The organism is Sphingopyxis sp. YR583 (assembly GCF_900108295.1).
GTDB lineage: Bacteria > Pseudomonadota > Alphaproteobacteria > Sphingomonadales > Sphingomonadaceae > Sphingopyxis.
Genome location: NZ_FNWK01000004.1, coordinates 1 through 26,790 on the forward strand (window position 1 = coordinate 1; position 26,790 = coordinate 26,790).

The 26,790-nt window shown below is 64.2% G+C and carries 28 protein-coding genes; 12 read left to right on the forward strand and 16 right to left on the reverse strand.

Annotated elements, in window-relative coordinates; genetic code table 11:
- Positions 1-18: 18 nt before the first annotated feature.
- The 6 genes from BLW56_RS17330 to BLW56_RS17355 form a co-directional block, all read right to left on the reverse strand.
- Positions 19-333, reverse strand: a complete 315-nt coding sequence (locus tag BLW56_RS17330) for a hypothetical protein (RefSeq protein ID WP_177175885.1) — start codon at positions 331-333, stop codon at positions 19-21.
- A 64-nt stretch (positions 334-397) separates the two neighbouring features.
- On the reverse strand, positions 398-718 hold the full coding sequence (locus BLW56_RS17335; RefSeq protein WP_093512117.1) for a DMT family transporter: 321 nt from the start codon (positions 716-718) through the stop codon (positions 398-400).
- A 134-nt stretch (positions 719-852) separates the two neighbouring features.
- Positions 853-1,452 carry an ABC-type transport auxiliary lipoprotein family protein gene (locus tag BLW56_RS17340; RefSeq protein ID WP_093512575.1) on the reverse strand — a complete coding sequence of 200 codons (600 nt, stop codon included), beginning with the start codon at positions 1,450-1,452 and terminating at the stop codon, positions 853-855.
- Positions 1,453-1,463: 11 nt separating this feature from the next.
- On the reverse strand, positions 1,464-2,405 hold the full coding sequence (locus BLW56_RS17345) for an MlaD family protein (protein WP_093512119.1): 942 nt from the start codon (positions 2,403-2,405) through the stop codon (positions 1,464-1,466).
- A 9-nt stretch (positions 2,406-2,414) separates the two neighbouring features.
- A complete protein-coding gene (locus BLW56_RS17350) occupies positions 2,415-3,269 on the reverse strand; it encodes an ABC transporter ATP-binding protein (protein ID WP_238586738.1) in 855 nt (284 codons plus the stop codon).
- Positions 3,269-4,375, reverse strand: coding sequence for an ABC transporter permease (locus tag BLW56_RS17355; protein WP_093512120.1), 1,107 nt, complete (start codon positions 4,373-4,375; stop codon positions 3,269-3,271). Before BLW56_RS17355 ends, BLW56_RS17350 begins: the two co-directional genes overlap by 1 nt.
- A 102-nt stretch (positions 4,376-4,477) precedes the next feature.
- Here BLW56_RS17355 and BLW56_RS17360 point away from each other — a divergent pair, with 102 nt between their 5' ends.
- Positions 4,478-5,203, forward strand: coding sequence for an HAD family hydrolase (locus BLW56_RS17360; RefSeq protein ID WP_177176009.1), 726 nt, complete (start codon positions 4,478-4,480; stop codon positions 5,201-5,203).
- On the opposite strand, the gene BLW56_RS17365 is transcribed toward BLW56_RS17360, so the two are convergent.
- The 6 genes from BLW56_RS17365 to lgt form a co-directional block, all read right to left on the reverse strand.
- Positions 5,200-6,492: a cystathionine gamma-synthase family protein gene (locus tag BLW56_RS17365; protein WP_093512122.1), complete on the reverse strand. Its 1,293-nt coding sequence runs from the start codon at positions 6,490-6,492 to the stop codon at positions 5,200-5,202. The two genes, BLW56_RS17360 and BLW56_RS17365, sit on opposite strands and share 4 nt — an antisense overlap.
- A gap of 69 nt (positions 6,493-6,561) precedes the next feature.
- Complete coding sequence (locus BLW56_RS17370; protein ID WP_093512124.1) at positions 6,562-7,968, reverse strand: SLC13 family permease; 1,407 nt, start codon at positions 7,966-7,968, stop codon at positions 6,562-6,564.
- Positions 7,969-7,975: 7 nt separating this feature from the next.
- Complete coding sequence (pgeF, locus tag BLW56_RS17375) at positions 7,976-8,743, reverse strand: peptidoglycan editing factor PgeF (RefSeq protein WP_093512126.1); 768 nt, start codon at positions 8,741-8,743, stop codon at positions 7,976-7,978.
- Complete coding sequence (locus BLW56_RS17380) at positions 8,740-9,258, reverse strand: GNAT family N-acetyltransferase (RefSeq protein ID WP_093512128.1); 519 nt, start codon at positions 9,256-9,258, stop codon at positions 8,740-8,742. Before BLW56_RS17380 ends, pgeF begins: the two co-directional genes overlap by 4 nt.
- Positions 9,255-10,319, reverse strand: coding sequence for a class I SAM-dependent methyltransferase (locus BLW56_RS17385; RefSeq protein WP_256203617.1), 1,065 nt, complete (start codon positions 10,317-10,319; stop codon positions 9,255-9,257). The genes BLW56_RS17380 and BLW56_RS17385 overlap by 4 nt, the downstream gene beginning before the upstream one ends.
- Positions 10,312-11,187: a prolipoprotein diacylglyceryl transferase gene (lgt, locus tag BLW56_RS17390; protein WP_093512130.1), complete on the reverse strand. Its 876-nt coding sequence runs from the start codon at positions 11,185-11,187 to the stop codon at positions 10,312-10,314. The genes BLW56_RS17385 and lgt overlap by 8 nt, the downstream gene beginning before the upstream one ends.
- A 77-nt stretch (positions 11,188-11,264) precedes the next feature.
- On the opposite strand from lgt, the gene BLW56_RS17395 reads away from it, so the two are divergent.
- From BLW56_RS17395 to BLW56_RS17410, 4 genes are read left to right on the forward strand one after another with little or no spacing between them, the layout of a single operon-like run.
- A complete protein-coding gene (locus BLW56_RS17395) occupies positions 11,265-12,971 on the forward strand; it encodes a class I adenylate-forming enzyme family protein (protein WP_093512132.1) in 1,707 nt (568 codons plus the stop codon).
- Positions 12,972-13,001: 30 nt separating this feature from the next.
- Entirely contained in the window at positions 13,002-13,850 is an 849-nt protein-coding gene (locus tag BLW56_RS17400) for a cytochrome b/b6 domain-containing protein (protein WP_093512134.1), read from the forward strand.
- A complete protein-coding gene (locus BLW56_RS17405) occupies positions 13,847-14,626 on the forward strand; it encodes a molybdopterin-dependent oxidoreductase (RefSeq protein WP_093512136.1) in 780 nt (259 codons plus the stop codon). The genes BLW56_RS17400 and BLW56_RS17405 overlap by 4 nt, the downstream gene beginning before the upstream one ends.
- 38 nt (positions 14,627-14,664) lie before the next feature.
- On the forward strand, positions 14,665-15,903 hold the full coding sequence (locus BLW56_RS17410) for an SAM-dependent methyltransferase (protein WP_093512581.1): 1,239 nt from the start codon (positions 14,665-14,667) through the stop codon (positions 15,901-15,903).
- Here the strand turns inward: BLW56_RS17410 and BLW56_RS17415 are convergent.
- Both BLW56_RS17415 and BLW56_RS17420 read right to left on the reverse strand, forming a co-directional pair.
- A complete protein-coding gene (locus BLW56_RS17415) occupies positions 15,891-16,328 on the reverse strand; it encodes a DUF1801 domain-containing protein (RefSeq protein ID WP_093512138.1) in 438 nt (145 codons plus the stop codon). The two genes, BLW56_RS17410 and BLW56_RS17415, sit on opposite strands and share 13 nt — an antisense overlap.
- 47 nt (positions 16,329-16,375) lie before the next feature.
- Entirely contained in the window at positions 16,376-17,335 is a 960-nt protein-coding gene (locus tag BLW56_RS17420; RefSeq protein WP_093512140.1) for a helix-turn-helix transcriptional regulator, read from the reverse strand.
- Between the two features lie 82 nt (positions 17,336-17,417).
- Between BLW56_RS17420 and BLW56_RS17425 the strand changes: the two genes are divergently transcribed.
- The 6 genes from BLW56_RS17425 (at position 17,418) to BLW56_RS17450 (ending at position 23,708) form a co-directional block, all read left to right on the forward strand.
- Positions 17,418-17,969, forward strand: coding sequence for a hypothetical protein (locus tag BLW56_RS17425; protein WP_093512142.1), 552 nt, complete (start codon positions 17,418-17,420; stop codon positions 17,967-17,969).
- 373 nt (positions 17,970-18,342) lie between these two features.
- Positions 18,343-19,560, forward strand: a complete 1,218-nt coding sequence (locus BLW56_RS17430) for an argininosuccinate synthase (protein WP_093512144.1) — start codon at positions 18,343-18,345, stop codon at positions 19,558-19,560.
- A gap of 42 nt (positions 19,561-19,602) precedes the next feature.
- Positions 19,603-20,073, forward strand: a complete 471-nt coding sequence (locus tag BLW56_RS17435) for a hypothetical protein (protein ID WP_093512146.1) — start codon at positions 19,603-19,605, stop codon at positions 20,071-20,073.
- 364 nt (positions 20,074-20,437) lie between these two features.
- On the forward strand, positions 20,438-21,448 hold the full coding sequence (locus BLW56_RS17440; protein WP_093512148.1) for a threonine aldolase family protein: 1,011 nt from the start codon (positions 20,438-20,440) through the stop codon (positions 21,446-21,448).
- Positions 21,445-22,404: a DMT family transporter gene (locus BLW56_RS17445; protein ID WP_177176010.1), complete on the forward strand. Its 960-nt coding sequence runs from the start codon at positions 21,445-21,447 to the stop codon at positions 22,402-22,404. The genes BLW56_RS17440 and BLW56_RS17445 overlap by 4 nt, the downstream gene beginning before the upstream one ends.
- A 35-nt stretch (positions 22,405-22,439) precedes the next feature.
- On the forward strand, positions 22,440-23,708 hold the full coding sequence (locus tag BLW56_RS17450; RefSeq protein WP_093512150.1) for an alpha/beta hydrolase family protein: 1,269 nt from the start codon (positions 22,440-22,442) through the stop codon (positions 23,706-23,708).
- Here the strand turns inward: BLW56_RS17450 and murA are convergent.
- Positions 23,695-24,981, reverse strand: coding sequence for a UDP-N-acetylglucosamine 1-carboxyvinyltransferase (gene murA / locus BLW56_RS17455; protein ID WP_093512151.1), 1,287 nt, complete (start codon positions 24,979-24,981; stop codon positions 23,695-23,697). The two genes, BLW56_RS17450 and murA, sit on opposite strands and share 14 nt — an antisense overlap.
- A 43-nt stretch (positions 24,982-25,024) precedes the next feature.
- Positions 25,025-25,486, reverse strand: a complete 462-nt coding sequence (locus BLW56_RS17460) for a hypothetical protein (protein ID WP_093512153.1) — start codon at positions 25,484-25,486, stop codon at positions 25,025-25,027.
- Between the two features lie 213 nt (positions 25,487-25,699).
- Between BLW56_RS17460 and BLW56_RS17465 the strand changes: the two genes are divergently transcribed.
- On the forward strand, positions 25,700-26,749 hold the full coding sequence (locus BLW56_RS17465; protein WP_093512154.1) for a DUF3011 domain-containing protein: 1,050 nt from the start codon (positions 25,700-25,702) through the stop codon (positions 26,747-26,749).
- The last annotated feature ends 41 nt before the right edge of the window (positions 26,750-26,790 follow it).

Below are 26,790 nucleotides of genomic sequence, written 5' to 3' on the forward strand. Positions count from 1 at the left end.
TGGGGTGGGAAGCAGACGTTAGCCTAGTGACGACTTTTCCTGCCACCCTCCATTCGGCAGGCGCACCCACGCCGTATTTTGTCCCTCAAGGGACATCACCGTTCCTGGTGCATGATCAATTTGTTCAACAAGGTGGTCCGCAAACCAGAATCCCTCAGCCAATTCTTTGAAGTGAACGTTGACGGCATAGTCATCCGCTAAAATGCCCACCACTGCCACGTCAGTGACGGATGGCGTGGTATACCCAAATACTTGGCCTTCACGTCCAGCCAAGCCAAGCCGTTCGGTTTCTTCGGTGCGTTTGATGCGCACGCGGTCTGCAAAGCCCATCATGCGCTCAAACATAACGCTATCGTCGATGTCTGCAATCGGTCGAAAGCTGCCGTCACATTCTCGATCAGCTCGACGAAAACAGCTTGGTGCCCGCAACGCCGATGACGATCAGCGTCATGAAGCCGATCTGGACCGGGTTCACCTTCTCGTCGAACAACAATATGCCGCCGATGATCACGCCGACCGCGCCAAGGCCGGTCCAGATTGCATAAGCGGTTCCCGCCGAAATGCCCCGCATCGCGAACGCCAGCAACGCCATGTTGAGGAAGCTGAGCGATACGGGAACGGCGGATGCTTGCCACGTTCCGAGCGTCGCCGCCCATTTGAGGCTCAGCGCCCAGATGATTTCGGTAACAACGGCGATCGCGAGGATGACCCACGCCATAAGACGTCCTTTCAAGTCGGCGGGCTCGAAAGGAAAGGGCGCAGCCGGAAACCCGGAAGAGGCTGCGCGGAAACAGGCGATGTGGTGCGGCGCGCTCTAACGGCGGCGGCGCGAAATGGCAATGATCGGGGGGATTAGCCGCCCAGCCAGCCCGTAACCTCGACCGCGACCTTGTTCGCAGCGCGGGTCAGCGCCTCGCCGACGGGTTTCGCCTCGACTTTTCCTCCGATCGCCTCACGCGCTTCGAAACGGCGCTGCGTCACCGTCTTGCCGCCCGCCGAAACCAGCATCGCCTGATAGACGACGACAACTTCGTTGGACGCGGCATCGACGCCGAATTCCATCAACTGCCCCGCAAGCTGCTCGCCCGGCGCGGTCAGATATTGCCCCTCGTCGAGCACGACGCGCGAGGTGCGCGCCGACACTGTTTCGGACACAAGTCGCTGGAAAAGGCGTGACGGCGCCTCGACCCATTGGGCGTCCTTCACATAGGTGACGCTCGATCCGTCCTGTTGCACCGGAATGCGCGTCGTGCGCAGCTTTTGCGGCGCGGTCGGGATCAGGATCGTCAGCGTTGCCGCTTCGGCAGCGGTACGCGCTCCGCCCGCGGCGGGTGCGGCATCGGCGTCGAGCGAGAGAAGGAAGGGCGGCGTCTTGCCACCCAGGCCGATGCAACCCGACAGCGAGGCGGCGGCAACGGCGGCGAGCAGCGGAGCACGAAAGCGGCGGATCATGAAGTCGGTCCTCATTCTTTATAGTCGGGCAGCTTGCTGCCGCCGATGACGGCGCCGGCGCCCTGCTGGTCGAGCTTGTCGGTCAGGCTGGACAGCGAGGCGGAGGTGCGGCGGAGGTCGCGGATCAGCGCATTGGCTTCGGGAATCGTCGTTTCGCTGAAGGTCTTGAGGCCGGGCCGGGCGTCGCTGATCGCAGCCTCCAGCGTCGCCATCGACGCGTTGGCGGACTTCAGCGTGTCGCGCAGGTTGGCCATCGCCGGGTCGACATTGCGGTCGATCGTGCCCTGCGCCGACGCCGCGAGGCTACCGATCTGTTCGGCCGCCACGCCCGTCTGCTGGATCGCGATGCGGGTGTCGGCGAGCGCACGCTCGATCGCCGGGCCATTGCGCGCAAGGATCGCCGTCGATGCCTCGACATTTTTCAGGATGCCTCGGATGCTCGCCTGATTTTCATCGTCGGCCAGTTCGGCCAGCCGCTCGCTCAGCGTCGACAGGCGCTGGAGCAATTGCGGCGCGGTGTTGAGCAGTTCGCCAAGGCCGCCGACGCGCGTCGGGATGACGGGTTTGCCCGCCGGACCCTTGTCGGCGATCGCCGGCGCGCCCTTTACCGCACCGTCGAGCGAGATTTGCGACACGCCGGTAAAGCCCACGCCTTCGAGCGCGGCCGTCGTTCCCTGCAGGATCGGCACGCCTTCGTTGACCTCGATGCGCACGCGGACGAATTGCGGGTCGTCGGGCCACAGCGCGATTTCGCGCACCTGTCCCGCGGGAACGCCGGAAAATTGAACCTGTGCGCCCTTGTTCAGTCCGTCGACCGACTGCTTGAAAAATATGTCATATTCGCGCTTCGTCCCGCCGCTGTCGTTCGCTAGCCAGACGACGAAAAAAGCGAGCGCCGCCGTGAAGAAGAGGACAAAGGCGCCGACGAGGACGTTGTTCGAGCGTGTTTCCATCAGCTGTTCCTATCGCCGCTTCGCGGTTTGGTTCCCGCCCGCGGCAGCGCGGCCCCGGGGCCCGTTGAAATAATCCTGTATCCACGGATGCTCGGTGGCAAGCAGTTCCGGGATCGTGCCGACCGCAATCACCTTCTTTTCGGCCAAAACGGCCACCCGGTCGCAGGTCGCATAGAGCGAGTCGAGATCGTGGGTGATGAGGAAGACGGTGAGACCCATCGTGTCGGCCAGCTCGCGGATGAGCTCGTCGAACTTCGCGGCGCCGATCGGGTCGAGTCCCGCCGTCGGTTCGTCGAGGAAGAGCAGCGCGGGATCGAGCGCAAGCGCGCGCGCGAGGCCCGCGCGCTTGACCATCCCGCCCGACAGCTCGGCGGGATATTTGGGGCCTGCGTCGGGGGGCAGGCCGACCATGGCGACCTTGTACGCCGCGATTTCGTCGAGCAGCCGCTGGTCGAGCCGCGGATAATATTCGCGCAGGGGAACCTGGATATTCTCGGCGACGCTCAGCGTCGAGAAGAGCGCGCCGCCCTGGAACATCACGCCCCAGCGTCGGCGCAGGTCGCGCGATTCCTCTTCATTGGCGATCGTGTCGAGCGTCTTGCCATAAACCTCGATCTCGCCCGCGGTCGGCGTCTGGAGCCCGATGATCGAACGCATCAGAACTGACTTGCCAGTGCCCGATCCGCCAACGACGCCGAGGATTTCGCCCGACCGGACGTCGAGGTCCAGATCCTCGTGGACCACGGCATCGCCGAACTGGTTCTTCAGCCCGCGGATACAGATCGCCGTTTCGAACTTTTCGGGCCGCACTGCGTCGGCGGCGGCAAGCTCTTCCTTGATTTCCTGTTCGACCTCTTCGCTCATCAATTCCATCCCAGCGAAGAGAAGAAGACGGCGAACATGGCGTCGAGGACGATGACGAGGAAGATCGCGGCGACCACGGCGGACGTCGTGCGCTGGCCGACCTCTTCGGCATTCTGGCGCACCTGCATGCCTTCGTAACAACCGGTGACGCCGATCAATATGCCGAACACCGGCGCCTTGATCAGCATGATGTAGAAATCGGTCATCGGGATGATTTCGCGCAGCCGCTGAATATAGGTGAGCGGCGGGATGTCGAGCCCGATCCAGACAAAGGCGCCGCCGCCCGCGATAGCGCACAGGCTGGCGTAAAAGCCGAGCAGGGGCATGGTGATTGTCGATGCGGCGACGCGCGGCAGCACGATCGCCTCCATCGGCGACACGCCGATCGTGCGCATCGCGTCAACCTCTTCGGTCAGCTTCATCGTCCCGATCTGCGCGGCGAAGGCCGATCCCGATCGGCCCGCGACCATGATCGCCGTCATCAGCAGCCCAAGCTCGCGGATCGAGGCACGGCCGACGAGATTGATCGTGAACACCTCCAGCCCGAACTGCTCGAGCTGTACCGCGCCCTGCTGCGCGATGACGATGCCGATCAGGAAACTCATCAGCCCGATGATGGGCAGCGCATCGACGCCGACGGTCTGGAACCGCGTGACGACGGCATTCCAGCGCAGGCGGCGCCGCGCGCGAATCTGGGTGCCGAGCGCGATGATCATCGCGCCGAAAAAGCCGACGATCCCCACCAGCTCGTGCCAGATCGCCGTGCTGGCGGTTCCGACTTGTTCGAGCATGCGGGCCCACGCCGGACGGCGATCGCGGTGGACGCGATATTCGCTCTTGTCGGCGGCGAGCGCGTCGAGCAGACGCTGCGCTTCCGGGCTGGCGCCGACGACCTTCGCGCCATGTTCGTTGACCGTGCGCGTGACGATCCACGCACCGACGGTATCGATCCGTTCGAGTGCCGAGAGATCGAGCGTTGCGATCGGGCCGAGTGCATCGAGCCGTGCGGGAACGTCGCCCAGACGCGCAAGCGTCAACCGGCCGGTGAAGCGAACTTCGGCGCCGTCGGCACCGTCGCTATATTCGAAATCCGCCCTGGCCACCATCGTGCGGAGGACACTGGCTTATTTGCCCCTCCACGGCAAGTGAATCCATGGTCCAGCTTGTCAGGCCTTGGCCGCGATACAGGGCCACACTATGGGTGAGGGATGGAAGACCCGCTAGCCACGCCGACCCCCGATTATGCGCACCGCGTCGCGATGTACGACATGGACAGAACGATAACGCGCTCAGGGACTTATAGCGGGTTCCTCATGCATGTTGCGCAGCGGCGCCAGCAATGGCGGCTTTTGTTGCTGCCGTTCGTCGGGCTGGCCGGCGCGGCCTATTCGCTGCGCCTGATCGACCGATCGCGATTGAAGGCGATCAACCTCCGGCTGCTCGTCGGCAAGCGCTTTCGCCGGACCGAAATCGCGCCACTCGCCGAAAGCTATGCCGACAAGGTCGTTGCGCGCGGGTTACATTCGGCGGCGCTCGAACAGATCGCCGCCGACCGCGAGGCGGGTTACCGGCTGCTGCTGGCGACCGCGTCCTTTCACCTTTATGTCGACGCGATCGCGCGGCGGCTCGGGATCGACGATGTGCTCGCGACCCAGCTCGACGAGCCCGACGGCGCCGATCATATCCACGCGCGGCTTGCGGGCGACAATTGTTATGGCGAGGCGAAGTTCGCGCGCATTTCGGATTGGCTCGCGGCCAACGAAATCACGCGCGAGGCGGCGCATGTCCGTGCTTATTCGGATCATGTCTCCGACCACCCGATGCTGCATTTCGCCGACGAAGCGGTCGCGACGACGCCGTCGCGCAAGCTGAAACTGCTTGCGCCGCAAATGGGCTGGCAGGTCGTCGACTGGCGCGCGCGGCGCGGTCGTTAAACCGCGTCGAGCGCCTGCGCGAAGTCGGCGATCAGATCGTCGGGATCCTCGATGCCGATCGACACGCGCACCAGATTGTCGGTGATGCCGAGTGCTTTCTTGCGCTCGTCGGGAACCGACAGGTGCGTCATCGCCGCGGGATGGCTTGCAAGTGTTTCGGTGCCGCCGAGGCTGACCGCGAGCTTGGCGATCTTGAGCGCGTCGAGGAAGCGGAAGCTCTCGGCTTCGCCGCCCTTTATGAAGAGCGAGAAGGTCGATCCGGCGCCGGTGCAGTGGCGGTCGTAGATGTCCTTCTGCCGCGCATCCTGAATGAAGCCGAGATAGCCGAGGCCCTCGACCTTCGGATGGTCGCGGAGGAAGGTGCAGACCTTCAGCGCATTTTCGCCCGCGCGGCTCATGCGCAGTTCGAGCGTCTCAAGGCTGCGCAGCAGCATCCACGCGGTGTTGGGGTCGCAAATCGTGCCGATCGTGTTGCGCATTGGGCGGATGATGTTGAGCAGGCGCTGATCGCCCGACACGCCGCCCGCGACGAGGTCCGAATGGCCACCGGCATATTTGGTCAGGCTGTAGACGACGAGTTCGGCGCCCTGCCGGATCGGCTTCTGCCACAGCGGGCCGAGAAAGGTGTTGTCGATCGCGATCGGCGGCTGCTGCTCGCCGGGGAAAGCGGCATCGCGTGCGGCGCGGACGGCCTCGACATCGACGAGCGCGTTGGTCGGATTGGCCGGACTTTCGAGATAGACGAGCGCGACCTTGCCACCCTTTTCGTCGGCGAGCGTTTGCGCGCGCACCAGGATCGCGTCGATTTCCTCGCGCGTCGCGCCCGCAGGGAAGTCGAGGAAGCTGACGCCGAAGCGCGACAGGATGCGAGCGATCAGCGTTTCGGTCGCGGCATAGAGCGGACCCGAATGGACGATCACGTCATTCTGGCCGACGAGCGCGAGGAGCAGGGTCGCGATCGCCGACATGCCGCTGGAGAAGACGAGGCTGTCGTCGGCGCCGTCCCAGACCGCAAGGCGGTCTTCGAGGATTTCCTGGTTCGGACCGTTGAAGCGCGAATAAACGAGGCCGTCGGCGGGGCCTTCGCGCTTGCCGGTGATATGTTCGAAGAAACGCTTGCCCGCGGCGGCGCTTTCGAAGGCGAAGGTCGAGGTCAGGAAGATCGGCGGCTTCAGCGAGCCTTCGGACAGCGTCGGATCATAGCCGAGTCCCATCATCAGCGTGGCGGGGCTAAGGTCGCGATCGCCGATTTTCTTGGTATTCGTCTTGGGTTTGCCGCGCATGGCCATGGGGGATGCTCCTTGAGTGTTGCCGCCCTTATAGCGCCCCAGGTTTCGTTTGAAACTATATTGCGCGGCTCATCCCACCATGGCGATGGCCCAGATCACCCCGATCAGCAGCGGAACGCCGATGATGTCTAGCGCCAGCCCGGCCTTCAATATGCGCGGTAGCGCGATGTGCCCCGTCGCCCAGGCCAGCGCATTCGGACCGGTGCCTGACGGCAGCATGAAGCCCCAGCTTGCGGCCATCGCAACGGGCAGGGCGAGCAATATTGGATCGACACCGGTTGCGGCGATCAGCGCCGCCAGTACGGGCATGATCCCGCTAGCGGTTGCGACATTGCTGGCAAATTCGGTGATCAGGATGGTGAGCGCGACGATCGTCGCCGCGAGCAGGATCGTCGGGACGCTGCCGAGCGGGGCGAGAACCGCGCCGAGCCACGCGGCGAGGCCGCTCGCGGTTATCGCTGCGGCGAGCGCAAGACCGCCGCCGAACATCATGATGACGCCCCACGGTGCGCGGTCGGCCTCTTTCCAGAGCAACAGCGGCCGGCCGGTGCCGTCGGGCAGGATGAAAAGCAACAGGCTTCCGGCAACCGCGATCGTGCCGTCGGTCAGCGCCCCCTTGGGCAGCATCGGTTCGAGCCATGGCTGCGCGATCCAGGCGATCAGCACGAGCAGGAAAATCGGGACGACGCGGCGTTCGGCGGTCGACCAGATCGCCTGATTGCCCAGCGCCGCGGCAGCCGCAGTGCCGTCGAAAGGATGGTCGGCAAGCCGCTGGACACGGGCGAGAATCCACATTGCGATCGGGGTCGACAGCAGGACGATGGGGACACCGTAAATCGCCCAGTCGAGGAAAGAGATACGGAGGTCGAGCGCCTTTTCGATGAGCGCCGCTGCGATGGCATTGGTCGGGCTGCCCACGAGTGTGCCGAGCCCGCCGATCGATGCCGCGAAGGCGATGCCCATCATAACCGCACCGGCGAACCCTTCGGTTTCACCCTCCCGAACCCCGCCGGCGCGCACGACGGCGAGCGCGATCGGGATCATGATAAGCGCGGTCGAGGTGTTCGAGATGAACATGCTGAGCAGCGCGGTTGCCGCCATGAAGGCGAAGAGCAGGCCCGACGCGGTCGGCGACGCACGCTTGAGAAGGGCGAGCGCAAGCCGCCGGTGCAGTCCGACGCGCTCGATTGCGAGCGCAAGGAAGGCGCCGCCAAGGATCAGGAACAGGATCGGCGAATAATATTCCTTCGCGATCGCATTCGCATCCATGACGCCGAAGGCTGGCACGGTCAGGAAGGGAATAAGCGCGGTGACGGTCAGCGGCAGCGCCTCGGTCATCCACCAGATCGCCATCAATACGGTCAGCGCGGCAACGCGCCATGCCGTCAGTTCCATGCCCGCGGGGGCAGGAAGCAGGAGCATGATGCAAAAGACGACGAGCCCGCCGATCAATCCCAACCAGCGCGTGCGCGTCATCGACCCTTTATCCTCCCCGCAGTCCGATCACCGACAATTGGCGGCCATAGGTGTTTTCCCCTTTGTGGCACGCGCGGCGATAGCTGAAATAGTCGTCGGCTTCGGCATAGGTGTCCTGTCCGCCGATGGCAATTCGCGTCACGCCCGCCGCAGCGAGCCGCGCCGCGACATAGGCGGCGATGTCGAACATCGCATGGCCGGGCTTGCCGGCGGCAAAAAAGCGTTCGTTTGCTGGGTCGTCCACGACGAAGCGCTGAACGAAAGCGTCGTCGACTTCATAGGAGGCGCGCGCGATGCACGGACCGATCGCGACGGCGATATTGGCGCGGCTGGCGCCAAGGCTTTCCATCGCATCGAGTGTCGCGTCGGTGACCCCGGCGATCGCGCCTTTCCATCCGGCATGCGCCGCGCCGACCACCCCGGCCGCGCGATCGGCAAACAGCACCGGGACGCAGTCGGCGGTCAATATGCCGAGCAAGATGCCGGGCGTGCCCGTGGCAAGTGCGTCAGCCTCGGGCCGCGCCGCAAGGTCGGTGTCGCTATCGACGATGACGCAGCGATTGCCGTGGACCTGATAGAGGCCGGTCAGCGTCGCTCCCGGTAGTACGGCGTCGGCGACGCGCCGCCGATTCTCGGCGATCAACGCCGAATCGTCGCCCGAACCGAGGCCGCAGTTGAGCGAGGAGAGTTCGCCCGTCGACACCCCGCCACGGCGCCCAAAGAAGCCGTGCGGGACGCCGTCCAGCGGCGCGGCGGTGACGAAGGGCGCGGTCACAGGTCGAGCCTGAAGAAGCGGTCCTCATCGATATGATTGCCGACGCGAAACTCGTTGCGGCCGACGTCGTAGAAACCGTAGCGGCGGTAAAAGGCCTGCGCGCGGTCATTCTCGGTGAAGACGGTGAGGTAGAGGATCGATGCGCGCTCGCGCGCCCAGGCGATGCCCCATTCCATTAATGCGACGGCGACGCCCGTGCCCTTCGCGGCTTCGGCGACATAAAGCTGGTGCAGCTCGACGGCATTATCCGTTGGCTGCTCGGCGGGAAGCTCGAAATCGACCGGGCCCATCTTGATATAGCCGAGAATCGCGCCGGCTTCGTTGCGGACCAGCGCGACATCATGGTCGTCGCTCGCGATTTGCGCGCGCACGCGCTCGGGCGGATTCCAGCCCGCGAGGAAGGTCGAGAGATCGGCGGGGTCATAGATATGCCCGAAAGTATGCGTGAACGATCCGTTGGCAAAGGCGGCGATCGCCTCGGCGTCCCGGGGCTGGGCCAATTGAATGGCGGTCATGCGGTGTCTCCTGTAAATCCTGCGGGCGTCGGCCAGTTTGGCGCGGTGAAGGCCATCACCTTGAACAAATCGCCCATCGCGTCGGGTCTGACCAGGCGGTCGCGTTGCCCCTCGAGTTCGTCGGCGCGGGAAGGCGACGCCTTTGCAAGCGACGCCTGCCGCGCATCGATGCCGAGTCGGCGCAGCCATTCGCCCTGCGTCGCGAGCGAGCTCACCGCGACACCGGCGTTTTGCGCAGCGCGGGCGAGCGTGGTGAAATCGACATGGGCGGTCAAATCGACCTCGCCCGGGTCGATGAAGGGATCGACGAAGCGGTGCGCCTTCACCGCCTGCAACGTGTCGCCTGCGGCGGGGCCGGCATAGCCATAGTCGATGGCAAGCATCGCGCCGCCTTGCCGCGCGAGGCGAAAAGCGCAGCGTTGCATGATCGCCGCCGAGACGGGTGTTGTTTCGACGATCGTGCCCTCGGCCTCGTTTCGCAGCGAGGCAGGAATTGCGTCGTCGGCCGGAGCGTCCCCGGCTACGGGCGTCATCGCATCGTCCTTGCGCTCGATCATGCGTTCGCGCCAGCCATCGACGGTGCGAATATATTGATGGATCGGCAGGGCATCGAAAAATTCGTTCGCGACGATGACCAGCGGCGCATCGTCGGGCAGGGCGTCGACTTCGTCATGGTGCCGTGCCGCGGGCAGGCGCGCGAGCTGCGCCACGCGCAGCGTCGGGCTCGTTTCGACCAGTTCGACTCCCATCGGTGTGCAACCGAAGCGCGCCATCGTGCGCAAGGCGTCGGCCGCGAGCGTGCCGCGACCGGGACCGAGTTCGACATAGCGAAACGCCGGGCCGCCCGCACATGCCCACAGGTCGGCGATCCAGATGCCGATCATCTCGCCGAACATCTGGCTGATTTCGGGCGCGGTCGTAAAGTCACCCGCGGCGCCGAGCGGATCGCGCGTCGCATAATAATGGCCGTTCGCCGCCGCCATATAGTCGGCGACGGTTGTCGGCCGCGCCGCCGCAATCTCGCTTATCAACTGCTCGGGGTTTGGCGGTCCGTCACGCAACGCTGTCGAGTCCGGCCACCGGCTCGACCCGCTTGCGGCGGCCCTTGGCGGTGGCGACGAGCCAGAAGCCGATCAGCAGCATCGGTACGGTCAGCGTCTGGCCCATCGTCAGCCCCCACGACAGCGTGCCGAGCTGGACATCGGGTTCGCGCACGAACTCGACCGCGAAACGGCTGAGGCCATAGATGATCGCCGCCATGCCGAACAGGAAGCCGGGCTTGTAGCGCGCGTCGGTGCGCCAGAAGAAGAAGGCGAGGATCGCCATCATCACGATCCCTTCCAGGCCGGCTTCGTAAAGCTGACTCGGGTGGCGCGGGTCCATCGTGCCGCTGCCCGGAAAGATGATCGCCCAAGGTACGTCGGTCTTGCGGCCCCACAGCTCGCCGTTCACGAAATTGGCGAGGCGGCCGAAAAAGAGGCCAAAGGGAACAACGCATGCGACATAATCGCAAAAGCGCAGGAAGCTCAGCTTTTCCTTGCGCGTCACATACCAGATCGCGATCAGAACGCCGATCACGCCGCCATGGAGCGACATGCCACCGTCCCACAATTTGAAGATTTCGAGCGGCTTCTGGATATAGTTGCCGAGGTTATAGAAGAGCACATAGCCGAGCCGGCCGCCGAGGATGATCCCGAGCATCGCATAGAAGATCATGTCGTCGGCGTGGCGCCGCGCCATCGGGGCGCCGGGCTGTGCGATCAGCTTCAGGAGATACCAATAACCGACAAAAATGCCGGCGAGATAGGCGAGCGCATACCAACGGATCGGCAGGCCGAAAACGCTGAACGCGATCTCGGAGTTGTCCCCCATGAGATCGTGAAAGTTCACATATTGCGTTGCTTCGGCTAAGGTTGCAAAAAGAAACATATAGTCGCGCTGTCCTTCCCCAGGAGAGGCCTCCCCATAAGGGGTATGGCGAGCGAGACCAAGAGGAGAGATGAAAGATGCCATCTGCGCTCGATTTGCGCCTGGAAGCCGCCTATAATCTGATCACCGGTCCGGGCGGACCGATCCAGGTCGGGTCCGTCGAACGCTTCGGCCACCAGCTTCCCATCGTCACCAATGCACCGACCAATCTTGCGGACTATGTTGCGTTTTTCGCTGCGCAGCATGGCGATGCGACCTTCCTCGTCGAAGGCGACGAGCGGCTGTCGTTCAAGCAGGTCTATATGGCGGCGCGGCAGGTCGCGGCGGGGCTGATCGAAGGCCATGGCGTCCAGCGCGGCGACCGCGTCGGGCTAGCGATGCGCAACGCCAACGCATGGTGCGTATCCTATATCGGCATCTTGATGGCGGGCGGCTGTGCGACCTTGCTCAACGGCTGGTGGCAGGGCGGTGAACTCGCGGCGGGCATTCTCGACAGCGAAGCGAAGCTCGTCATCGCCGACGTCCAGCGCGCGGCGCGGCTTGAGGAAGTCGAACATGGCGCGAAGGTCATCACGCTCGACCTGAAGCAGCCGATCGATCAGGCGATCGCGCCGATCACGGGTGCGGGCGGCAGCGCCGCGACGGTGCTGCCGACGCTGACGGGGCAGGATCTCGCGACGATCCTCTTCACCTCGGGCTCGACGGGTCAGTCGAAGGGCGCTTATTCGCGCCACGAGGCCGTGGTGCAGGCGATCTTCAACTATGTGACGCAGACCGCGAGCATCGTCCATCTGCTGACCGAAGACGGGCAGATGTCGGACATCCAGCCCGCGACCTTGATCTGCACCCCCTTGTTCCACGTAACCGCCGAAATCCCGGTGTTCCTGCAAAGCTTCGCCTTGGGCCGCAAACTGGTGCTGATGCCGAAGTGGAACGCCGACGAGGCGATGCGGCTGATTCAGGACGAGAAGTGCAATTATTTCGTCGGCGTCCCGCTGATGAGCTACGAAATCCTCACAAGTCCGAACCGCAAGAATTACGATCTGTCGACGTGCAAGAGCTATGCCGGCGGCGGCGCCCCGCGCCCGCCCGAACATGTGCGGCGCCTTGCGACGGAAATGGGCGAGGCGAAGCCCTTGCTCGGTTACGGCCTGACCGAGACCAACGCGGTCGGCTGCGGCATCATCAACGAAAATTATGTCGCGAAGCCGATGTCGACCGGCCCTGCGTCGAAGCCGCTCGTCGATCTCGCAATCCTCGACGACAATGGCGAGCCGCTCGCGCAAGGCGGCGTCGGCGAGGTGTGCATCCGTTCGGTCTGCAATTTCGAAGGCTATTGGAACAATGAGGCGGCGACCAAGGCTGCCTTCTTCGAAAACGGCTATTTCCGCTCGGGCGACCTCGGCTATCTCGACGAGGACGGCTATTTGTTCATCGTTGACCGCAAGAAGGACATCATCATCCGCGGCGGCGAGAATATCAGCTGCCAGGAAGTCGAAGCGGCGATCTACGAGCATGCCGAGGTGAACGAGTGCGCGGTGTTCGGGCTGCCCGACGAGCGGCTTGGCGAATGCGTCGGTGCGGTGGTGTGGGTGAAGCCGGGCAGCGAGGTCGATGCCGATACCTTGATCTCATTTCTCGGTACCCGCCTCGCGCCCTATAAGGTTCCGTGCCGAATCTGGATGTCGAACGACGCGCTGCCAAAGCTCGGCAGCGAAAAGATCGACAAGGTCAGCTTGCGCAACCGCTATCGCAAGGAATATGCGGCGGAGGTCGTCGCGTAACCGATCGAGACAGAGGAGCGAACCGGGACCATGGCCGAGGCTGAAACTCCCGTCGCTCCCGAAAAGCCGGAGCCGGTGCGCGTCTATCGCCACCGGCTGCCGACGCGCATCTGGCATTGGGTGAATGCCATCACCTTGCTGATCCTGCTGATGAGCGGGCTGATGATCTTCAACGCGCACCCGCGCCTCTATTGGGGCGAATATGGTGCGAACTTCGACCGCGCCTGGCTGGTGATCGGCTCGACGCCCGACAGCGGCTATTTGCGCATCGGCGATTACCGGGTGGAAACGACGGGCCTGCTCGGTCGCTGGACCGATGCGGAGGGCGCCGAAAAGACCTGGGCCTTCCCCGGCTGGGCGACGATCCCGACGAGCTACAGCCTTGCGGACGGGCGCCGCTGGCATCTGCTGTTCGCGTGGGTGCTGTCGATCGGGCTGACGCTCTACATGCTCTGGACGCTCATCGGCGGGCATTTGCGCAAGGATCTGCACGTCCGCCGCGCCGAATGGTCGCCGCGCCATATCTGGCACGATGTGAAGGAGCACGCGCGGCTGCGCTTTCCGCGGGGCGAGGCCGCAGCGCGCTACGGGATCTTGCAAAAGCTGAGTTACATCGGAGTGATCTTCGTCGCGCTGCCGCTGATGATCGCGACGGGGCTTACCATGTCGCCGGGTATGAATGCCGCCTGGCCGTGGCTGCTCGATGTCTTCGGCGGTCGGCAATCGGCGCGCTCGATCCATTTCATCACCGCCTGGGCGCTCGTCGCCTTCTTCCTCGTCCATATTCTGATGGTGCTGCTGGCGGGGCCGGTGAACGAGATACGCTCGATGATTACCGGCTGGTTTCGCCTGCCGCCCGAACGGGAGGAGGGGGCATGAGCGAGATCCTGCTGCCACGCCGCGAACTGATCGCGCGTGCCGGCGGGCTCGTCGCCGCTGCGGGCGCCTTGCCTCTGCTGTCGGGCTGCGACGCGATCAACGATGCGCCCGCAGTGCGCAAGATATTGTCGATGGGCGAGGAGATGAACCTTGCGAGCCAGCGCGCGCTGATCGACCGGAATGCGCTCGCGCGTGAATATAGCCGCGCCGACCTGTCGCCCTATTTCCGGCCCAACGGCACGCGCCTGCCTGCGGGCGCCGACTATGCCGCTCATGCGGCGAGCGGCTTTGCCGACTGGCGCGTCAAGGTGACGGGGCTCGTCGCGCGGCCGTTCTCGCTGTCGATGGCCGACATCCGCGCGATGCCGCAACGCACCCAGATAACCCGGCACGATTGCGTCGAAGGGTGGAGCGCGATCGGGCAATGGACCGGGGTGCCGCTTGGCCGCATTCTGGGTGCCGCTGGGGTCAGGGACGGTGCGCGCTATATCATATTCCGCTGTGCCGATCGCCTCGGCGACGCGCTTTATTATGAAAGCTGCGACATGGTCGACGCGCTGCACCCGCAGACGATCATGGCGTGGGCGCTCAATGACGCGGTGCTTCCGATCGCCAACGGCGCGCCGCTACGGCTGCGTATCGAGCGTCAGCTTGGCTATAAGCATGCCAAATATGTGAACGCGATCGAGGCGGTGGCGAGCCTGGACGGAATCGGCGCCGGCAAGGGTGGCTATTGGGAAGATCGAATCGATTATGAATGGTATGCGGGCATCTGATCGCAACCATTTTTCGCGCCGGCGGTTCGGTTTGTAAAATGTCGATCCTGCGTCCGTTTCTCTCCCGCATCATTCACCAAGGGCGGCTTGCCGTTATCCTGCCCGATGGTGGGCGCGAGGAATATGGCGTCCCGGCACCGGCCTTCCCCGATGTCACGATCCGTTTTACGAGCCGCAGGGGAATGCGCCGCATCATCCTCGATCCGCGCATCGGCGCCGCCGAGGCGTATATGGATGGCGAGATGGAACTGGTCGAGGGCGACATCATGGACCTCGTCACGCTCATCCGTTCGAACACGCCTTGGGATCGGGGGGCAAGGCTTCACGACAAGACATGGCTAGGCCGCCGCGCCGAATGGGTGAAGACGCGGATCGGGTCGATCAACCGCCAGCGCCAGTCGCGCGCCAACGTCAAGCATCACTATGATATCGGCAACGACCTCTATCGGCTCTTCCTCGACGAAGACATGCAATATAGCTGCGCTTACTGGTCGCGCTCCGACATGACGCTGGATGAGGCGCAGACGGCGAAGAAGGCGCATATCGCGGCAAAACTCGCGCTGAAACCGGGACAGCGCATCCTCGACATCGGTTGCGGCTGGGGCGGGATGGCGATCACTCTTGCGACTCTCGAAAATGTCGAGGTGCTGGGGATCACGCTATCCGAAGAGCAGCTCGCACTCGCGCGTCAGCGCGCCGAGACCGCGGGCGTGGCCGACCGCGTGAAATTCGAACTGATCGACTATCGCGACCTCGTCGCCCGCGAGGCCGGAAAATTCGACCGTATCGTGTCGGTCGGCATGTTCGAACATGTCGGCGCAGCGAATTTCGAGACGTTCTTTCGTGCTGCCGCGAACCTGATGACCGCCGACGGCGTGATGCTGCTCCACACGATCGGCCGCTTCGGCAAGCCGGGCGCGACCGACGCCTTCACGCGCAAATATATCTTCCCTGGCGGCTATATCCCCGCGCTCAGCGAAACATTGGCGGCGAGCGAAAAGAGCCGGCTGATCGCCGCCGATGTCGAGACGCTGCGCCTCCATTACGCTCTGACCTTGCGGGAGTGGTACGCGCGGACGCTGGCGCACGAAGCCGAAATCACCCGCATGATGGGCGTCCGCTTCTTCCGCATGTGGTGCTTCTACCTCGCCGGGGCGACCTCGGCGTTCGAGAGCGGCGGGATGGGCAATTACCAGATCCAGTTCGCACGCAGCCGCCACGCACTGCCGCTGACGCGCGACTATATGGGCGAGGCCGAACGAGACTACGTCGGGTAGCGCTCGTTCATAACCTCCCAGCTTAGCTCGACCAATTGTTCGAGCACCTCAAGATCGACGTCGCCTAGCTTGTTGATATAGAGGCAGGATTGGCCGTTCTTATATTTGCCAAGCTTGTCGAGCAGCGCATCGGCCTCGCCCTGACGCTTGTCGTAATGGCCCAGCAGATAGAGTGTCATTGCGGCCTTGCGGGGCGAGAAGCCGGCGCGGCACATCGTCCCCGATCGGCCGCTGTCATAGACATAGTCGTAACTGCCATAGCCGATGATCGACGGTCCCCACATTTTCGGGGTCAGGCCGGTGACGCGGCGGTGCATCGCGTCGATCGCTTCGGCCTCTTCGCGGCGGCGCGCCTCGGGCACCGCAGCAATGAAGTCGGCGACGCGGATGTCGGTTGCCTTGGTCTTGATCTCGTCCTTGCCCATGACCTGCCTCCCTGCGCCAAGAATAGCGCGCGGATCGGGCGAAGCAATCAGCCGTGTATCGCTGCAATCGCGCGTGCGAGCGCGCCGATGCGGGCCCGAAAGCTGGCGGGTGCCATCACCTCGACCTCGGCGCCGAGTGCAATCATCTCGCGCGCGCCATGGTCGCTGTCTTCGATCATCAGGCTCATTTCGCGCCAGCCGCGATCATCGGGCGCCCCTGCCGCCGCGACCGCCCCGGCACCGCGCGGCGACTGCTGTGCCAGCCGCTTGCAGCCTTCGGGCGAGGCGCGGACGGTCGCGGCGGTCGCGAAAAGTTCGCTCTCGAAGCGCGCCTGCTCGGCCTGCCACCATGTCGCGAGATGGAAATCCTCCGGCCATTCGAAGCTTGCGCCACGCGGCTCCGGCGCTTGGATGTTCGAAACGCGAAAGACGCGTATCTTGCCCGCTCCGCGCGCCGCGAGATACCAGATGCCGGCTTTGAGTATGAGGCCGAGCGGTTCGACCGTCCAGTCGCGCAGCCCCTGCCAGCTTTCATAACGCATCGCGAGCGTCCGCTGGTCGAACACGGCGCGCGCGATCGCCGGAAGCGAGGGCAGGCTTTCGCCGCTTCGATACCAGGTCACGGGATCGAGATGAAAACGCGCCGCCATGCGGTCGGCGAGCGCGCCGCCACCGCCCGGAATCGCGGCGAGCAGCTTGCCGCGCGCCGCGCTTGTCGCGGCACCAAGCCCGAGCTCGGCGGCGGGGCCGGGCAGGCCGATCATCGTCGCCACCTCGGCCTCGCCCGCCGATAATCCGGTCAACCGCGTGCGATAGCCGTCTAGCAGCTGAAAGCCGCCCCCCGGGCCGCGATCGCCGTAGACCGGCACCCCCGCGGCCGAGAGTGCGTCGATATCGCGATAGATAGTGCGTTCGGACACCTCGAACTCGGCCGCGAGATCGGCGGCCGTGAGCCGCTGGCGGAGCTGCAGCAGGATCAGGATCGAGAGGAGACGGCTCGCGCGCATTTTTTCGCTCTAGCAGAAAATAACTGACAGATAATGTCAGGATAGCGGGCGTAGCAGGGCTTGGTCACCGAGGGAGCGATCCATGACCGATGTCGACCGCCGCACCATCATCGCCACCAGCGCAGGAGCCTTTATGTCCAGCCTCATTCCCGTCGCCGCGTCTGCTGCGATCGATCCCGCACCCGTCGGCAAACCCGGCGACTTCGATTTCCTCACTGGCGAATGGCGAATCCACAACAGGTTTCGCGAAGGCGAAAAATGGATCGAATTCCCCGGCGAGGCGACCGTCTTCGCCATTCTCGGCGGGATCGCCAGCGTTGAGGAATTGCGCATCCCGGCACGGGGTTTTTCGGGCATGGGCCTGCGCCTGCTCGACGTCGAAAAGAGGATATGGTCCGACCATTGGGTCAACGCCAAATCGGGTGTGGTCGCGGTGCCCGGGCAATTGGGCGTGTTCGAAAATGGCGTCGGCACCTTTCTCTCCGAGGGCGAGGGAGAAAAGGGCCCCGAACTGTATCGCGGCGTCTGGGACCGGATCACGCCGACAAGCTGCCGCTGGTTTCAGGGCACCTCGCGCGACGGGGGCAAGACGTGGGACGATAGTTGGTTCATGGACTGGACGCGGGTTTGCTGAAGAGCGCGGCATCTCTCCGGCCGGGATTACTGCCCTTTCGCACCGCGCCTCGAAGAGATCGCTGTCCTACAAAATCGGGCGGTGATAGCGCCGCATCATGCCATCCTCGATCTATCCCTTTTCTCACTACGCGCGTCATCGGCGGATTGCGGCGCTTTGGTCTCTAAAAGCGACAAAGGAGACAATTTTGCATCGCACGTCCGTATCTTTTGTCGCTTTAAGGCGGTCGTCCAGTCGCGCCGGTGAGCGGCCGCATATCGTATCGCGAGTGAAGTTCGGCAGTTTTGCGCCGGTTCAAGCTGCCAAGCCGGTTGCGCCTTGGGCGGCGTCCTGCTAGCCGCGCCCGCGTATTTCTCTCGCCAAAGGTGCCAATATGTCCGAGTCCTTCAAGCGCGTCGTCCTCGCCTATTCGGGCGGCCTCGATACCAGCGTCATCCTGAAGTGGCTGCAGGTCACCTATGGCTGCGAGGTCGTGACCTTCACCGCCGATCTCGGACAGGGCGAGGAACTCGAGCCTGCGCGTGCCAAGGCCGAGCTGATGGGGATCAAGCCCGAGCATATCTATATCGACGACGTCCGCGAGGAATTTGTCCGCGATTTCGTCTTCCCGATGATGCGTGCCAATGCGCGCTACGAGGGCGACTATCTGCTCGGCACGTCGATCGCGCGTCCGCTGATCTCGAAGCGGCTCGTCGAGATTGCCAAGGAAGTCGGCGCCGATGCGGTCGCGCACGGTGCGACGGGCAAGGGCAATGATCAGGTGCGCTTCGAACTGTCGGCCTATGCGCTCAACCCCGACATCAAGGTGATCGCGCCGTGGCGCGAATGGGATCTGACCAGCCGCACCGCGCTGATCGACTTTGCCGAAAAGAACCAGATTCCGGTGCCGAAGGACAAGCGCGGCGAAAGCCCGTTCTCGACCGACGCAAACCTTCTCCACACCTCGTCGGAGGGCAAGGTGCTCGAGGATCCGTGGGAAGAAACCCCCGACTATGTCTATTCGCGCACGGTGAACCCCGAGGATGCGCCCGACACGCCCGAATATATCACGATCGATTTCGAACGCGGCGACGGCGTCGCGCTGAACGGGCAGGCGATGTCGCCCGCGACCTTGCTCGCGGCGCTCAACGACCTTGGCCGCAAGCATGGCATCGGCCGCCTCGACCTTGTCGAGAACCGCTTCGTCGGCATGAAGTCGCGCGGAATGTACGAGACGCCGGGCGGCGAAATCTATGCGCGTGCGCATCGCGGCATCGAAAGCATCACGCTCGACCGCGGCGCGGCGCATCTGAAAGACGAGCTGATGCCGAAATATGCCCAACTCATCTACAATGGCTTCTGGTTCGCGCCCGAGCGCGAGATGCTGCAGGCGGCGATCGATCACAGTCAGGCGAATGTCACCGGCACCGTCCGGCTCAAGCTCTACAAGGGCAATGCGAGCGTCGTTGGCCGCAAGTCGCCGCTCAGCCTCTACAGCGAACGCCATGTGACCTTTGAGGACGACGCTGGCGCCTATGATCAGAAGGATGCGGCGGGCTTCATCAAACTGAACGCCTTGCGCTTGAAATTGCTGGCGAAACAGGGTCAATAAAGCGGCCGGGCACGGACCCGGCTGCGACAGGAGCCTTGGTCCATGTTCTCCCTTTTCCTGGCGGCGGCCAGCCTGACCCCTGCGTTCAACGACGCATCCTATGCCGATCTCGCCCATGTGAACCGCACGGCGGGTGAATGCATCGCGCGCTTCGGCACCGGCTCGATCGAAATCAGGCAGGCCTTCAACGAGGCCGACCGCACGATGATCAATGTCGCAGTCGTCACCGGCAAGCCAACGCGCGCGCTGCCCGTGGGTGCGAAGATCTGGGCGAAGTCGAGCTATGGTCCGGCGTGGCGCGCGGTCGTGATCGAATCGACGCCACAGCGCCTCCGGTTCGTGGCGCACAACCGCTTTGTCGGCGATCTGTTCACCGAAGATTCGCTGACGATCGCACTCCATGAAAGTGTCGATGCGGGCGATGCGGTGCTGGTCGATGTCGGGTCGGACACGTCGGGCTTCCGCGAAAAGCTGGCGTCGGCCTTCGATTGTTCGGACGGCCTTGGCATCTGAGTTCGGCGGTCACGCTAAATCAGGGACAATATGATAGAATCGTGCCGATGGGGAGGGATATGCCTGCCGACCTCTCATGTCGCAAAACCATTCTCGTCCCGCGCCGAATTATGAATGGCAACCATGCCGTGTCATCATTCCGCGTAGCGGGCTGTGGGTCGACCACCACGGCGTCCGCCGCTGCCTGATCCTCCCGGGCCGTTATCTGGTCCGGGATTCGCGCACCTTTGGGCGAAAATTATATCGGGCCGCTAACCGTTGATCCGCTGGGTTTGGTGCGCAGATCGACATTCGGCACATCCGGCGAAGCGCAGCCGAAATGAGGGGTTAGCAAGCAGCCTGCACCTGCGCTAAGGCGCGGTGCATGACTGCGACCCGTTTTTTCTCCGACAATGCCGCGACCGTCCATCCCCTGGTGATGGATGCGCTGGCGGCCGCCAATCATGTCGACACCGCCTATGACGGTGATGCGCTGAGCCAGTCGCTCGATGCGGCTTTTTCCGACCTGTTCGAAACGGACTGCGAAGTCGTGTGGATCCCGACCGGGACCGCAGCGAACAGCATCATCCTCGCCCATTTCGTGCGGCCTTGGCAGGGCATTCTCTGCTATGAGGAAGCGCATATCGAGGTCGACGAATGCGGCGCCCCCACCTTCTATTCGGGAGGCGCCAAGCTGATGACGCTGCCGGGGCGCGGCGCGAAGATCGACGCAGAGGCGCTGAAAAAGCGGATCGCCGGAATCCGCAAGGATGTGCATCAGGTTCAACCCGCCGCGATCAGCATCACCAACGCCACCGAATATGGCCTCGCCTGGCGCGCGGGCGAGGTTGGGGCGATCAGCGAGATTGCCAAGGGTGCGGGGATGAAGCTCCACATGGATGGCGCCCGCTTTGCCAATGCTGTTGCGTTTCTGGGCTGTTCGCCCGCCGACGTCACCTGGCGTGCGGGGGTCGACGCGCTGTCGTTCGGCTTCACCAAAAATGGTGCGATGATGGCAGAGGCGATCGTCTTTTTCGGCGGTAGTGGTGGACCGGGCGTGCGCGAGCTCAAGAAGCGCGGCGGCCATCTGCTCAGCAAGGGGCGCTTCGTTGCGGCGCAAATTCGCGCGATGCTGGCGAACGACCTGTGGCTCGCCAACGCGCGTGCGGCCAACGCCGGCGCCGCCAAACTCGCAGCGGCATGTGGCGGCAGGCTGATGTATCCGGTCGAGGCGAACGAATTGTTCGTCCGTCTGACCACGGAGGAGGCCGCGAAACTGCGCGCCGCCGGGTTCGATTTCTATGACTGGGGCGAAGGCGCCGCGCGCCTTGTCGTCAGCTGGGATCAGGACGCCGAGGCGGTGGCGCCGCTGGCGGCCGCGATTGGCGCATTGTGAGCAGCGAGCAGCCGACGCTGCTCAGCCCGAAGGTGCTGCTGCCCTTCATGCTGGTGACTTTGATTTGGGGTTCGACCTGGATCGTCATCACAGGGCAACTTGGCGTCGTGCCGCCCAGCTGGTCGGTGACCTATCGCTTTGCGGTCGCCGCGATCGCGATGTTCGCTTTTGCGATCATGCGGGGCGAGCGGTTGTGGCTTGAGCCCAAGGCGATGGCCTTTGCGGTGGCGCTCGGTGTTGCGCAATTCACCTTCAACTTCAATTTCGTCTACCGCGCCGAGCAGCATATCACCTCGGGTCTGGTCGCGGTGCTGTTCGCGCTGCTGATCGTGCCCAATACGCTACTTGGGCGTGCCTTTCTGAAGACCCCGCTCGAGGGTCGTTTCCTCGCCGGTGCGGGCATCGCGATCGTCGGCGTCGGCCTGATGATCCTGCACGAATATCGCGCCGCCGCGCTGGATGCGGGAGAGGTGCTGCTGGGCACCATGCTGACGCTTGCGGGGGTGATGAGCGCGTCGACCGCCAACGTCATGCAGGGAACGGGCATTGCGCGTGCGCAGTCGATGGTGGTGATGATCGCGTGGGCGATGGCGTTCGGCGCGCTTGCTGACGGCAGTTACGCGTGGATCACCACCGGCCCGCCGGTAATCGAGACGACCGCAACCTACATCGGCGGCGTCCTCTATCTCGGCGTGATCGCCAGTGCGGTGACCTTTCCGCTCTATTTCAACATCATCCGTGCCGTCGGGCCGGGGCAGGCGGCGTGGTCGAGCGTGCTCATCCCGATTATCGCGATGGGCTTTTCGACCGCATTCGAGGGCTATCGCTGGGCAACACTGTCGATTGCGGGCGGCATCGTCGCACTGATCGGGCTGGTCATCGCGGTCGCGAAACGCCCCGAGCGGCCGTCGGTCAGCGGCAATATGGTGTCGGTGCCGGTCGAACCCGAAAGCTAGTTGTCACAACTGTGTTGTTTGTATAGCACAGCGGGATGAAATATTTTCTCGGCGCTGTCGCTCTTCTATCAACTCTTCCTGCGGCGGCCGCCTTCGCGCAGACGAGTGCCTGCGCACCCGGTACCTATGGCTCGCCCGACGGCGACTTTGTCGTGATGGTCAAGTCGCCAGCGGTCGCAGCGCCCGGTTTGCGCTATCTGTTTCGTGACGGGCGTCGCGGCGCAACGACCGATGCAGGCGTCCCGTTCGCGTGCGGAACTGACGAGGTGACCGTCGGCAGCAAGCCTTGGTCGCGCATCGCCTTTCGCGAGACTCCCGCGACTTTCGACAGCGTCGGCACCAAAATGACCGGCGTGCTGATCGAGCCGCCGGGCAATGATCCGAGGCGACCGCTGGTCGTGATGGTGCACGGGTCCGAACGCACCTCTCCGATCGGCGGCGTCTATGGCTATGCCATGGCGGCGCAGGGGATTTCGGTCTTCGTCTATGACAAGCGCGGGACTGGCGGATCCGAGGGCGAATATACGCAGAATTTCGAGCTGCTGGCCGAGGATGCGGCGCATGCGCTCGACCAGGCGCGCAGCATGACCGCAGGGCGTCGCGGTCGCGCGGGCTTCTTCGGCGGCAGCCAGGGCGGCTGGGTCGCGCCGCTTGCGGCGACGCGGACAAAGGCCGATTTCGTGGCGATCGGTTTCGGTCTCGTCGCGTCGCCGATCGAGGAGGATCGCGAACAGATGGTGTCGGAAGTCCGCGCGGCGGGGCTGGGCAAGGATGCCGAGGCGCTGGTCAGCCGGCTGTCGCAGGCGACCGCTGGTTTGCTGCTCTCCGATTTCCATACCGGCTATGACGCACTCGACGCCGTGCGGGCCGAGATGAAGGACAAGCCGTGGGCCGCGAAGATCGAGGGCGAGTATAGCGGTGCGATCGCACGCATGCCGAACGATATGCTCAAACGGATCGGCCGCGCGCGCGTCGACAATCTCGAACTGATCTGGGACTATGATGCCGTCGCGGCGCTCCGGAAGCTCGACACACCGCTGTTATGGGTGCTTGCGGGCGAGGATCGCGAAGCGCCGATCGAAACGACCCGCGGCGCGCTGCTCGGGCTCGCAAAAGCAGGCAAGCCCGTCGATGTCTATGTCTTCCCCGACACCGACCATGGGATGTTCGAATTCACCACGAACGCCGACGGTTCGCGGAGCGCCACGCGGATCACCGACGGCTATCTGAAATTGCTCGGCGACTGGATCAAAGGAAACGCGCGCGGCGCCTATGGCCGCGCGGAGCGGCTTACCCAGCGCTGATCCGTTCGATATCGGCGCCGACCGCCTGGAGCTTCTCCTCGAGCCGCTCATAACCGCGGTCGAGGTGATAGACGCGGTTGACCTCGGTCGTGCCTTGTGCCGCGAGACCCGCGATAATCAGGCTCATCGAAGCGCGGAGGTCGGTCGCCATCACCGGCGCACCGACCAGATGATCGACACCGCGCACTACGGCGCTGCGGCCGCGCACGTCGATATCGCAGCCCATGCGCGCGAGTTCGGGGACATGCATGTAGCGGTTTTCGAAGATCGTCTCAGTGAACAGCGAGGCGCCCTTGCCGAGCGTCGCCATCGCCATGAACTGCGCCTGCATGTCGGTCGCGAAGCCCGGGTAGGGTGCGGTCGACAGGGTGACAGGCTCGGCGCGGCCCGACATCGCGACGCGGATGCCGCCCTTGGTCTCCTCGACCGTTGCGCCAGCTTCGCGGAGCGCGGCAAGCGTCGCTTCCATTTCGTCGGCCTTGGCGCCGACCAGTTCGACGTCGCCCTCGGTGATGACGGCGGCGCAGGCGTAGCTGCCGGCCTCGATGCGGTCGGCCATGACGCGATAGGTTGCGCCGTGCAGCCGGTCGACACCCTCGATCGTCAGCGTTTCGGTACCGATGCCTTCGATATGCGCGCCCATCGCGACGAGACAGTTGCAGAGGTCGACGATCTCGGGCTCGCGCGCCGCGTTGCCGAGGACGCAGGTGCCCTTGGCCAGGACGGCCGCCATCAACGCATTCTCGGTCGCCCCGACCGACACGACGGGGAAAGTGAATTTGCCGCCGGGCAGGCGTCCGCGGCCCGGTGCGCTGGCCTTCACATAGCCCGAAGCGAGTTCGATCTCGGCGCCGAAGGCTTCGAGCGCTTTGAGATGGAGGTCGATCGGACGGTTGCCGATCGCGCAGCCGCCGGGCAGCGACACGGTCGCTTCGCCCGCGCGAGCGAGCAGCGGTCCGAGCACGAGGATCGATGCGCGCATCTTGCGCACGATGTCATAGGGCGCGACGGTCGAGGTGAGCGTTGTGGTGCGCGCGGTCATCACGCGCCCGAAATCCTCGGGCCGCGATCCTTCGATCGTCGTCGAGCAGCCGAGCTGGTTGAGCAGGTGCCCGAAGCCGTCGACGTCGGCGAGCCGCGGCAGGTTGCGCAGCGTCAGTGGCTCGTCGGTGAGCAGCGCGCACGGCAGCAAGGTGAGCGCCGCATTCTTGGCGCCGGAGATGGGGATACGGCCCTTGAGTCGCTGGCCGCCGCGAATGACGATCTGATCCATCGGCTGTCTTTAGCGCATGCGCATGCGTGCGCAAGCGGACTAGCTATGTGGAGCGATAGCCCGCATCGCCATCGAACTGCTCCTGTGCTTCGCGCTGACCCTTGCTCATGAAGATGTAGCCGACGACCGACAGGATCAGCAGCGCGCCGCCGAGCAACGGCACGCCGCCGCGCACGGCAATCGTGAAGGCGATCCATATGAGATTGAAGATGCCGAGGATCAGGAAGATCTTCTGGTTGTTGCCGGCAAAACCATAGACGTCGCGGCCGCTCGCTGTGCGAACGCCATGGACGCCCTTCAGGTCGAACGCATTGTAGAGATAGAAGCGGCCGGTCGCGCCGGGCACAAGCTCGGCCGCGACATTGTCCTTCACGACGGCATTACGGATCGTGCGCGTGCCGACGCCGTCCTGTTCGAAGGTGATGCTGCGAAAGATTGTCGCGCCGCCCTTGGCACGCCTGAGGTCGGCGGCTTCGATGCGGCCGTCGATGATCGAGGTAGGCATGGTCGGATCCCCTGCTGTGGCGCGACCCGGGGAGCAGGCAGAATAATCGATCGGGTAAGGGAAAGGAAGCCCTGTCCACGGCCAAGTCATCGTCGGCTCCGCACCGCTTTCTTCGTGGCTTTCCAAGTGAAAATATGAAACTATTCGCGTCGATATTGGGGCCGGACAAGGACAGCGTAAACGGAAAGCGACTTTTCACAGGGGAGTAAGGTCATGCGGAATAATGTCGTCACGATCCTCACTACGGCCACGTTGATCGCCAGCCAGGTTGCCGTCCCGGCGTTGCCACAGGCAACCACCTTGCCCTATCCGCCGCCCGGTGGTCCCGCGGTCCAGCCAGTGCCGCCTTACCCCGGTGGGCCCGCGATCCAGCCGCCGCGTCCGGGCTATGGCGACGGTTATGTTGGGACGATCCGCTGCGAGTCGCGAAACAACCAGATGCAGCGTTGCAATGTCCGCACCGGCAATCGCGTCGACCTGCAACGCGTAATCGGCGGACGCTGTTCGAAGGGCCGCGACTGGGGCTTTACCGCCAACCAGATCTGGGTGTCGGGCGGCTGCCGGGCCGAATTCGCTTATGGCTATGCCAATGACGGCGGCTATCCGACGCCGCTGCCGCAGCCGGTCGACGATTATGCCGGAACGTTGAACTGCGAATCGTGGAGCTATAAATATCAACAGTGCAATGTGCGGACGAACGATCGCGTCGAGCTGACGCGCAAGATTGCCGGCAAATGCAACGCCGGGCGCCAATGGGGCTACACCAGCGACTATATCTGGGTCGACAAGGGCTGCCGCGCCGAATTCTCCTATGGCTATCGCAACACGCGTCCGCCCGAGAAAGACAAGGACAAGGGCCCGAGCACCGGGCTCATCATCGGCGGCATCGTTGTTGCCGGTGGGCTGCTCGCCTTGCTGGCAAGCGGCAAGAAAAAGAAAGCGGCGACCGAGACGAGCGCGCCCGAGGGTACGGCAACGCCAACCTACCCCGCCGGTCCGCCCGCTACGCTGAGCGCGAACCTCAACAGCCTGCCGAGCGCGTCGCGGCCGTCGGTCCTGAACTGCATGAACGACGCCGCGCGGCAGATCGGCATCACCGGCGGCACCCGGCTGTCGTATGACAAGCTGATTTCGCTCGAGCAGGGCAATGGCGGCTGGCGCATCCGTGCGGCGATGACCGCGACCTATCCCGACGGCGCGAAACAGGTCGAAATGTATTGCCGCGCGACGCCGACCGACATCATCCAGCTCGACTTTACCTAGACAGGGAAGGGGCGTCCGCTATTCGGGCGGCGGACATGGGT

Bases quoted from the DNA above. Each gene is read 5' to 3' on its own strand.
- BLW56_RS17395 (WP_093512132.1), top strand. From the start codon at position 11,265: ATGCCATCTGCGCTCGATTTGCGCCTGGAAGCCGCCTATAATCTGATC.
- BLW56_RS17360 (WP_177176009.1), top strand. From the start codon at position 4,478: ATGGAAGACCCGCTAGCCACGCCGACCCCCGATTATGCGCACCGCGTC.
- BLW56_RS17400 (WP_093512134.1), top strand. From the start codon at position 13,002: ATGGCCGAGGCTGAAACTCCCGTCGCTCCCGAAAAGCCGGAGCCGGTG.
- BLW56_RS17380 (WP_093512128.1), bottom strand. From the start codon at position 9,258: ATGACCGCCATTCAATTGGCCCAGCCCCGGGACGCCGAGGCGATCGCC.
- BLW56_RS17355 (WP_093512120.1), bottom strand. From the start codon at position 4,375: ATGGTGGCCAGGGCGGATTTCGAATATAGCGACGGTGCCGACGGCGCC.
- BLW56_RS17425 (WP_093512142.1), top strand. From the start codon at position 17,418: ATGACCGATGTCGACCGCCGCACCATCATCGCCACCAGCGCAGGAGCC.
- lgt (WP_093512130.1), bottom strand. From the start codon at position 11,187: ATGTTTCTTTTTGCAACCTTAGCCGAAGCAACGCAATATGTGAACTTT.
- BLW56_RS17350 (WP_238586738.1), bottom strand. From the start codon at position 3,269: ATGAGCGAAGAGGTCGAACAGGAAATCAAGGAAGAGCTTGCCGCCGCC.
- BLW56_RS17435 (WP_093512146.1), top strand. From the start codon at position 19,603: ATGTTCTCCCTTTTCCTGGCGGCGGCCAGCCTGACCCCTGCGTTCAAC.
- BLW56_RS17405 (WP_093512136.1), top strand. From the start codon at position 13,847: ATGAGCGAGATCCTGCTGCCACGCCGCGAACTGATCGCGCGTGCCGGC.
- BLW56_RS17370 (WP_093512124.1), bottom strand. From the start codon at position 7,968: ATGACGCGCACGCGCTGGTTGGGATTGATCGGCGGGCTCGTCGTCTTT.
- BLW56_RS17340 (WP_093512575.1), bottom strand. From the start codon at position 1,452: ATGATCCGCCGCTTTCGTGCTCCGCTGCTCGCCGCCGTTGCCGCCGCC.
- BLW56_RS17330 (WP_177175885.1), bottom strand. From the start codon at position 333: ATGATGGGCTTTGCAGACCGCGTGCGCATCAAACGCACCGAAGAAACC.
- BLW56_RS17365 (WP_093512122.1), bottom strand. From the start codon at position 6,492: ATGGCCATGCGCGGCAAACCCAAGACGAATACCAAGAAAATCGGCGAT.
- BLW56_RS17345 (WP_093512119.1), bottom strand. From the start codon at position 2,405: ATGGAAACACGCTCGAACAACGTCCTCGTCGGCGCCTTTGTCCTCTTC.
- BLW56_RS17450 (WP_093512150.1), top strand. From the start codon at position 22,440: ATGAAATATTTTCTCGGCGCTGTCGCTCTTCTATCAACTCTTCCTGCG.
- BLW56_RS17440 (WP_093512148.1), top strand. From the start codon at position 20,438: ATGACTGCGACCCGTTTTTTCTCCGACAATGCCGCGACCGTCCATCCC.
- murA (WP_093512151.1), bottom strand. From the start codon at position 24,981: ATGGATCAGATCGTCATTCGCGGCGGCCAGCGACTCAAGGGCCGTATC.
- BLW56_RS17410 (WP_093512581.1), top strand. From the start codon at position 14,665: ATGTCGATCCTGCGTCCGTTTCTCTCCCGCATCATTCACCAAGGGCGG.
- BLW56_RS17460 (WP_093512153.1), bottom strand. From the start codon at position 25,486: ATGCCTACCTCGATCATCGACGGCCGCATCGAAGCCGCCGACCTCAGG.
- BLW56_RS17415 (WP_093512138.1), bottom strand. From the start codon at position 16,328: ATGGGCAAGGACGAGATCAAGACCAAGGCAACCGACATCCGCGTCGCC.
- BLW56_RS17465 (WP_093512154.1), top strand. From the start codon at position 25,700: ATGCGGAATAATGTCGTCACGATCCTCACTACGGCCACGTTGATCGCC.
- BLW56_RS17335 (WP_093512117.1), bottom strand. From the start codon at position 718: ATGGCGTGGGTCATCCTCGCGATCGCCGTTGTTACCGAAATCATCTGG.
- BLW56_RS17430 (WP_093512144.1), top strand. From the start codon at position 18,343: ATGTCCGAGTCCTTCAAGCGCGTCGTCCTCGCCTATTCGGGCGGCCTC.
- BLW56_RS17420 (WP_093512140.1), bottom strand. From the start codon at position 17,335: ATGCGCGCGAGCCGTCTCCTCTCGATCCTGATCCTGCTGCAGCTCCGC.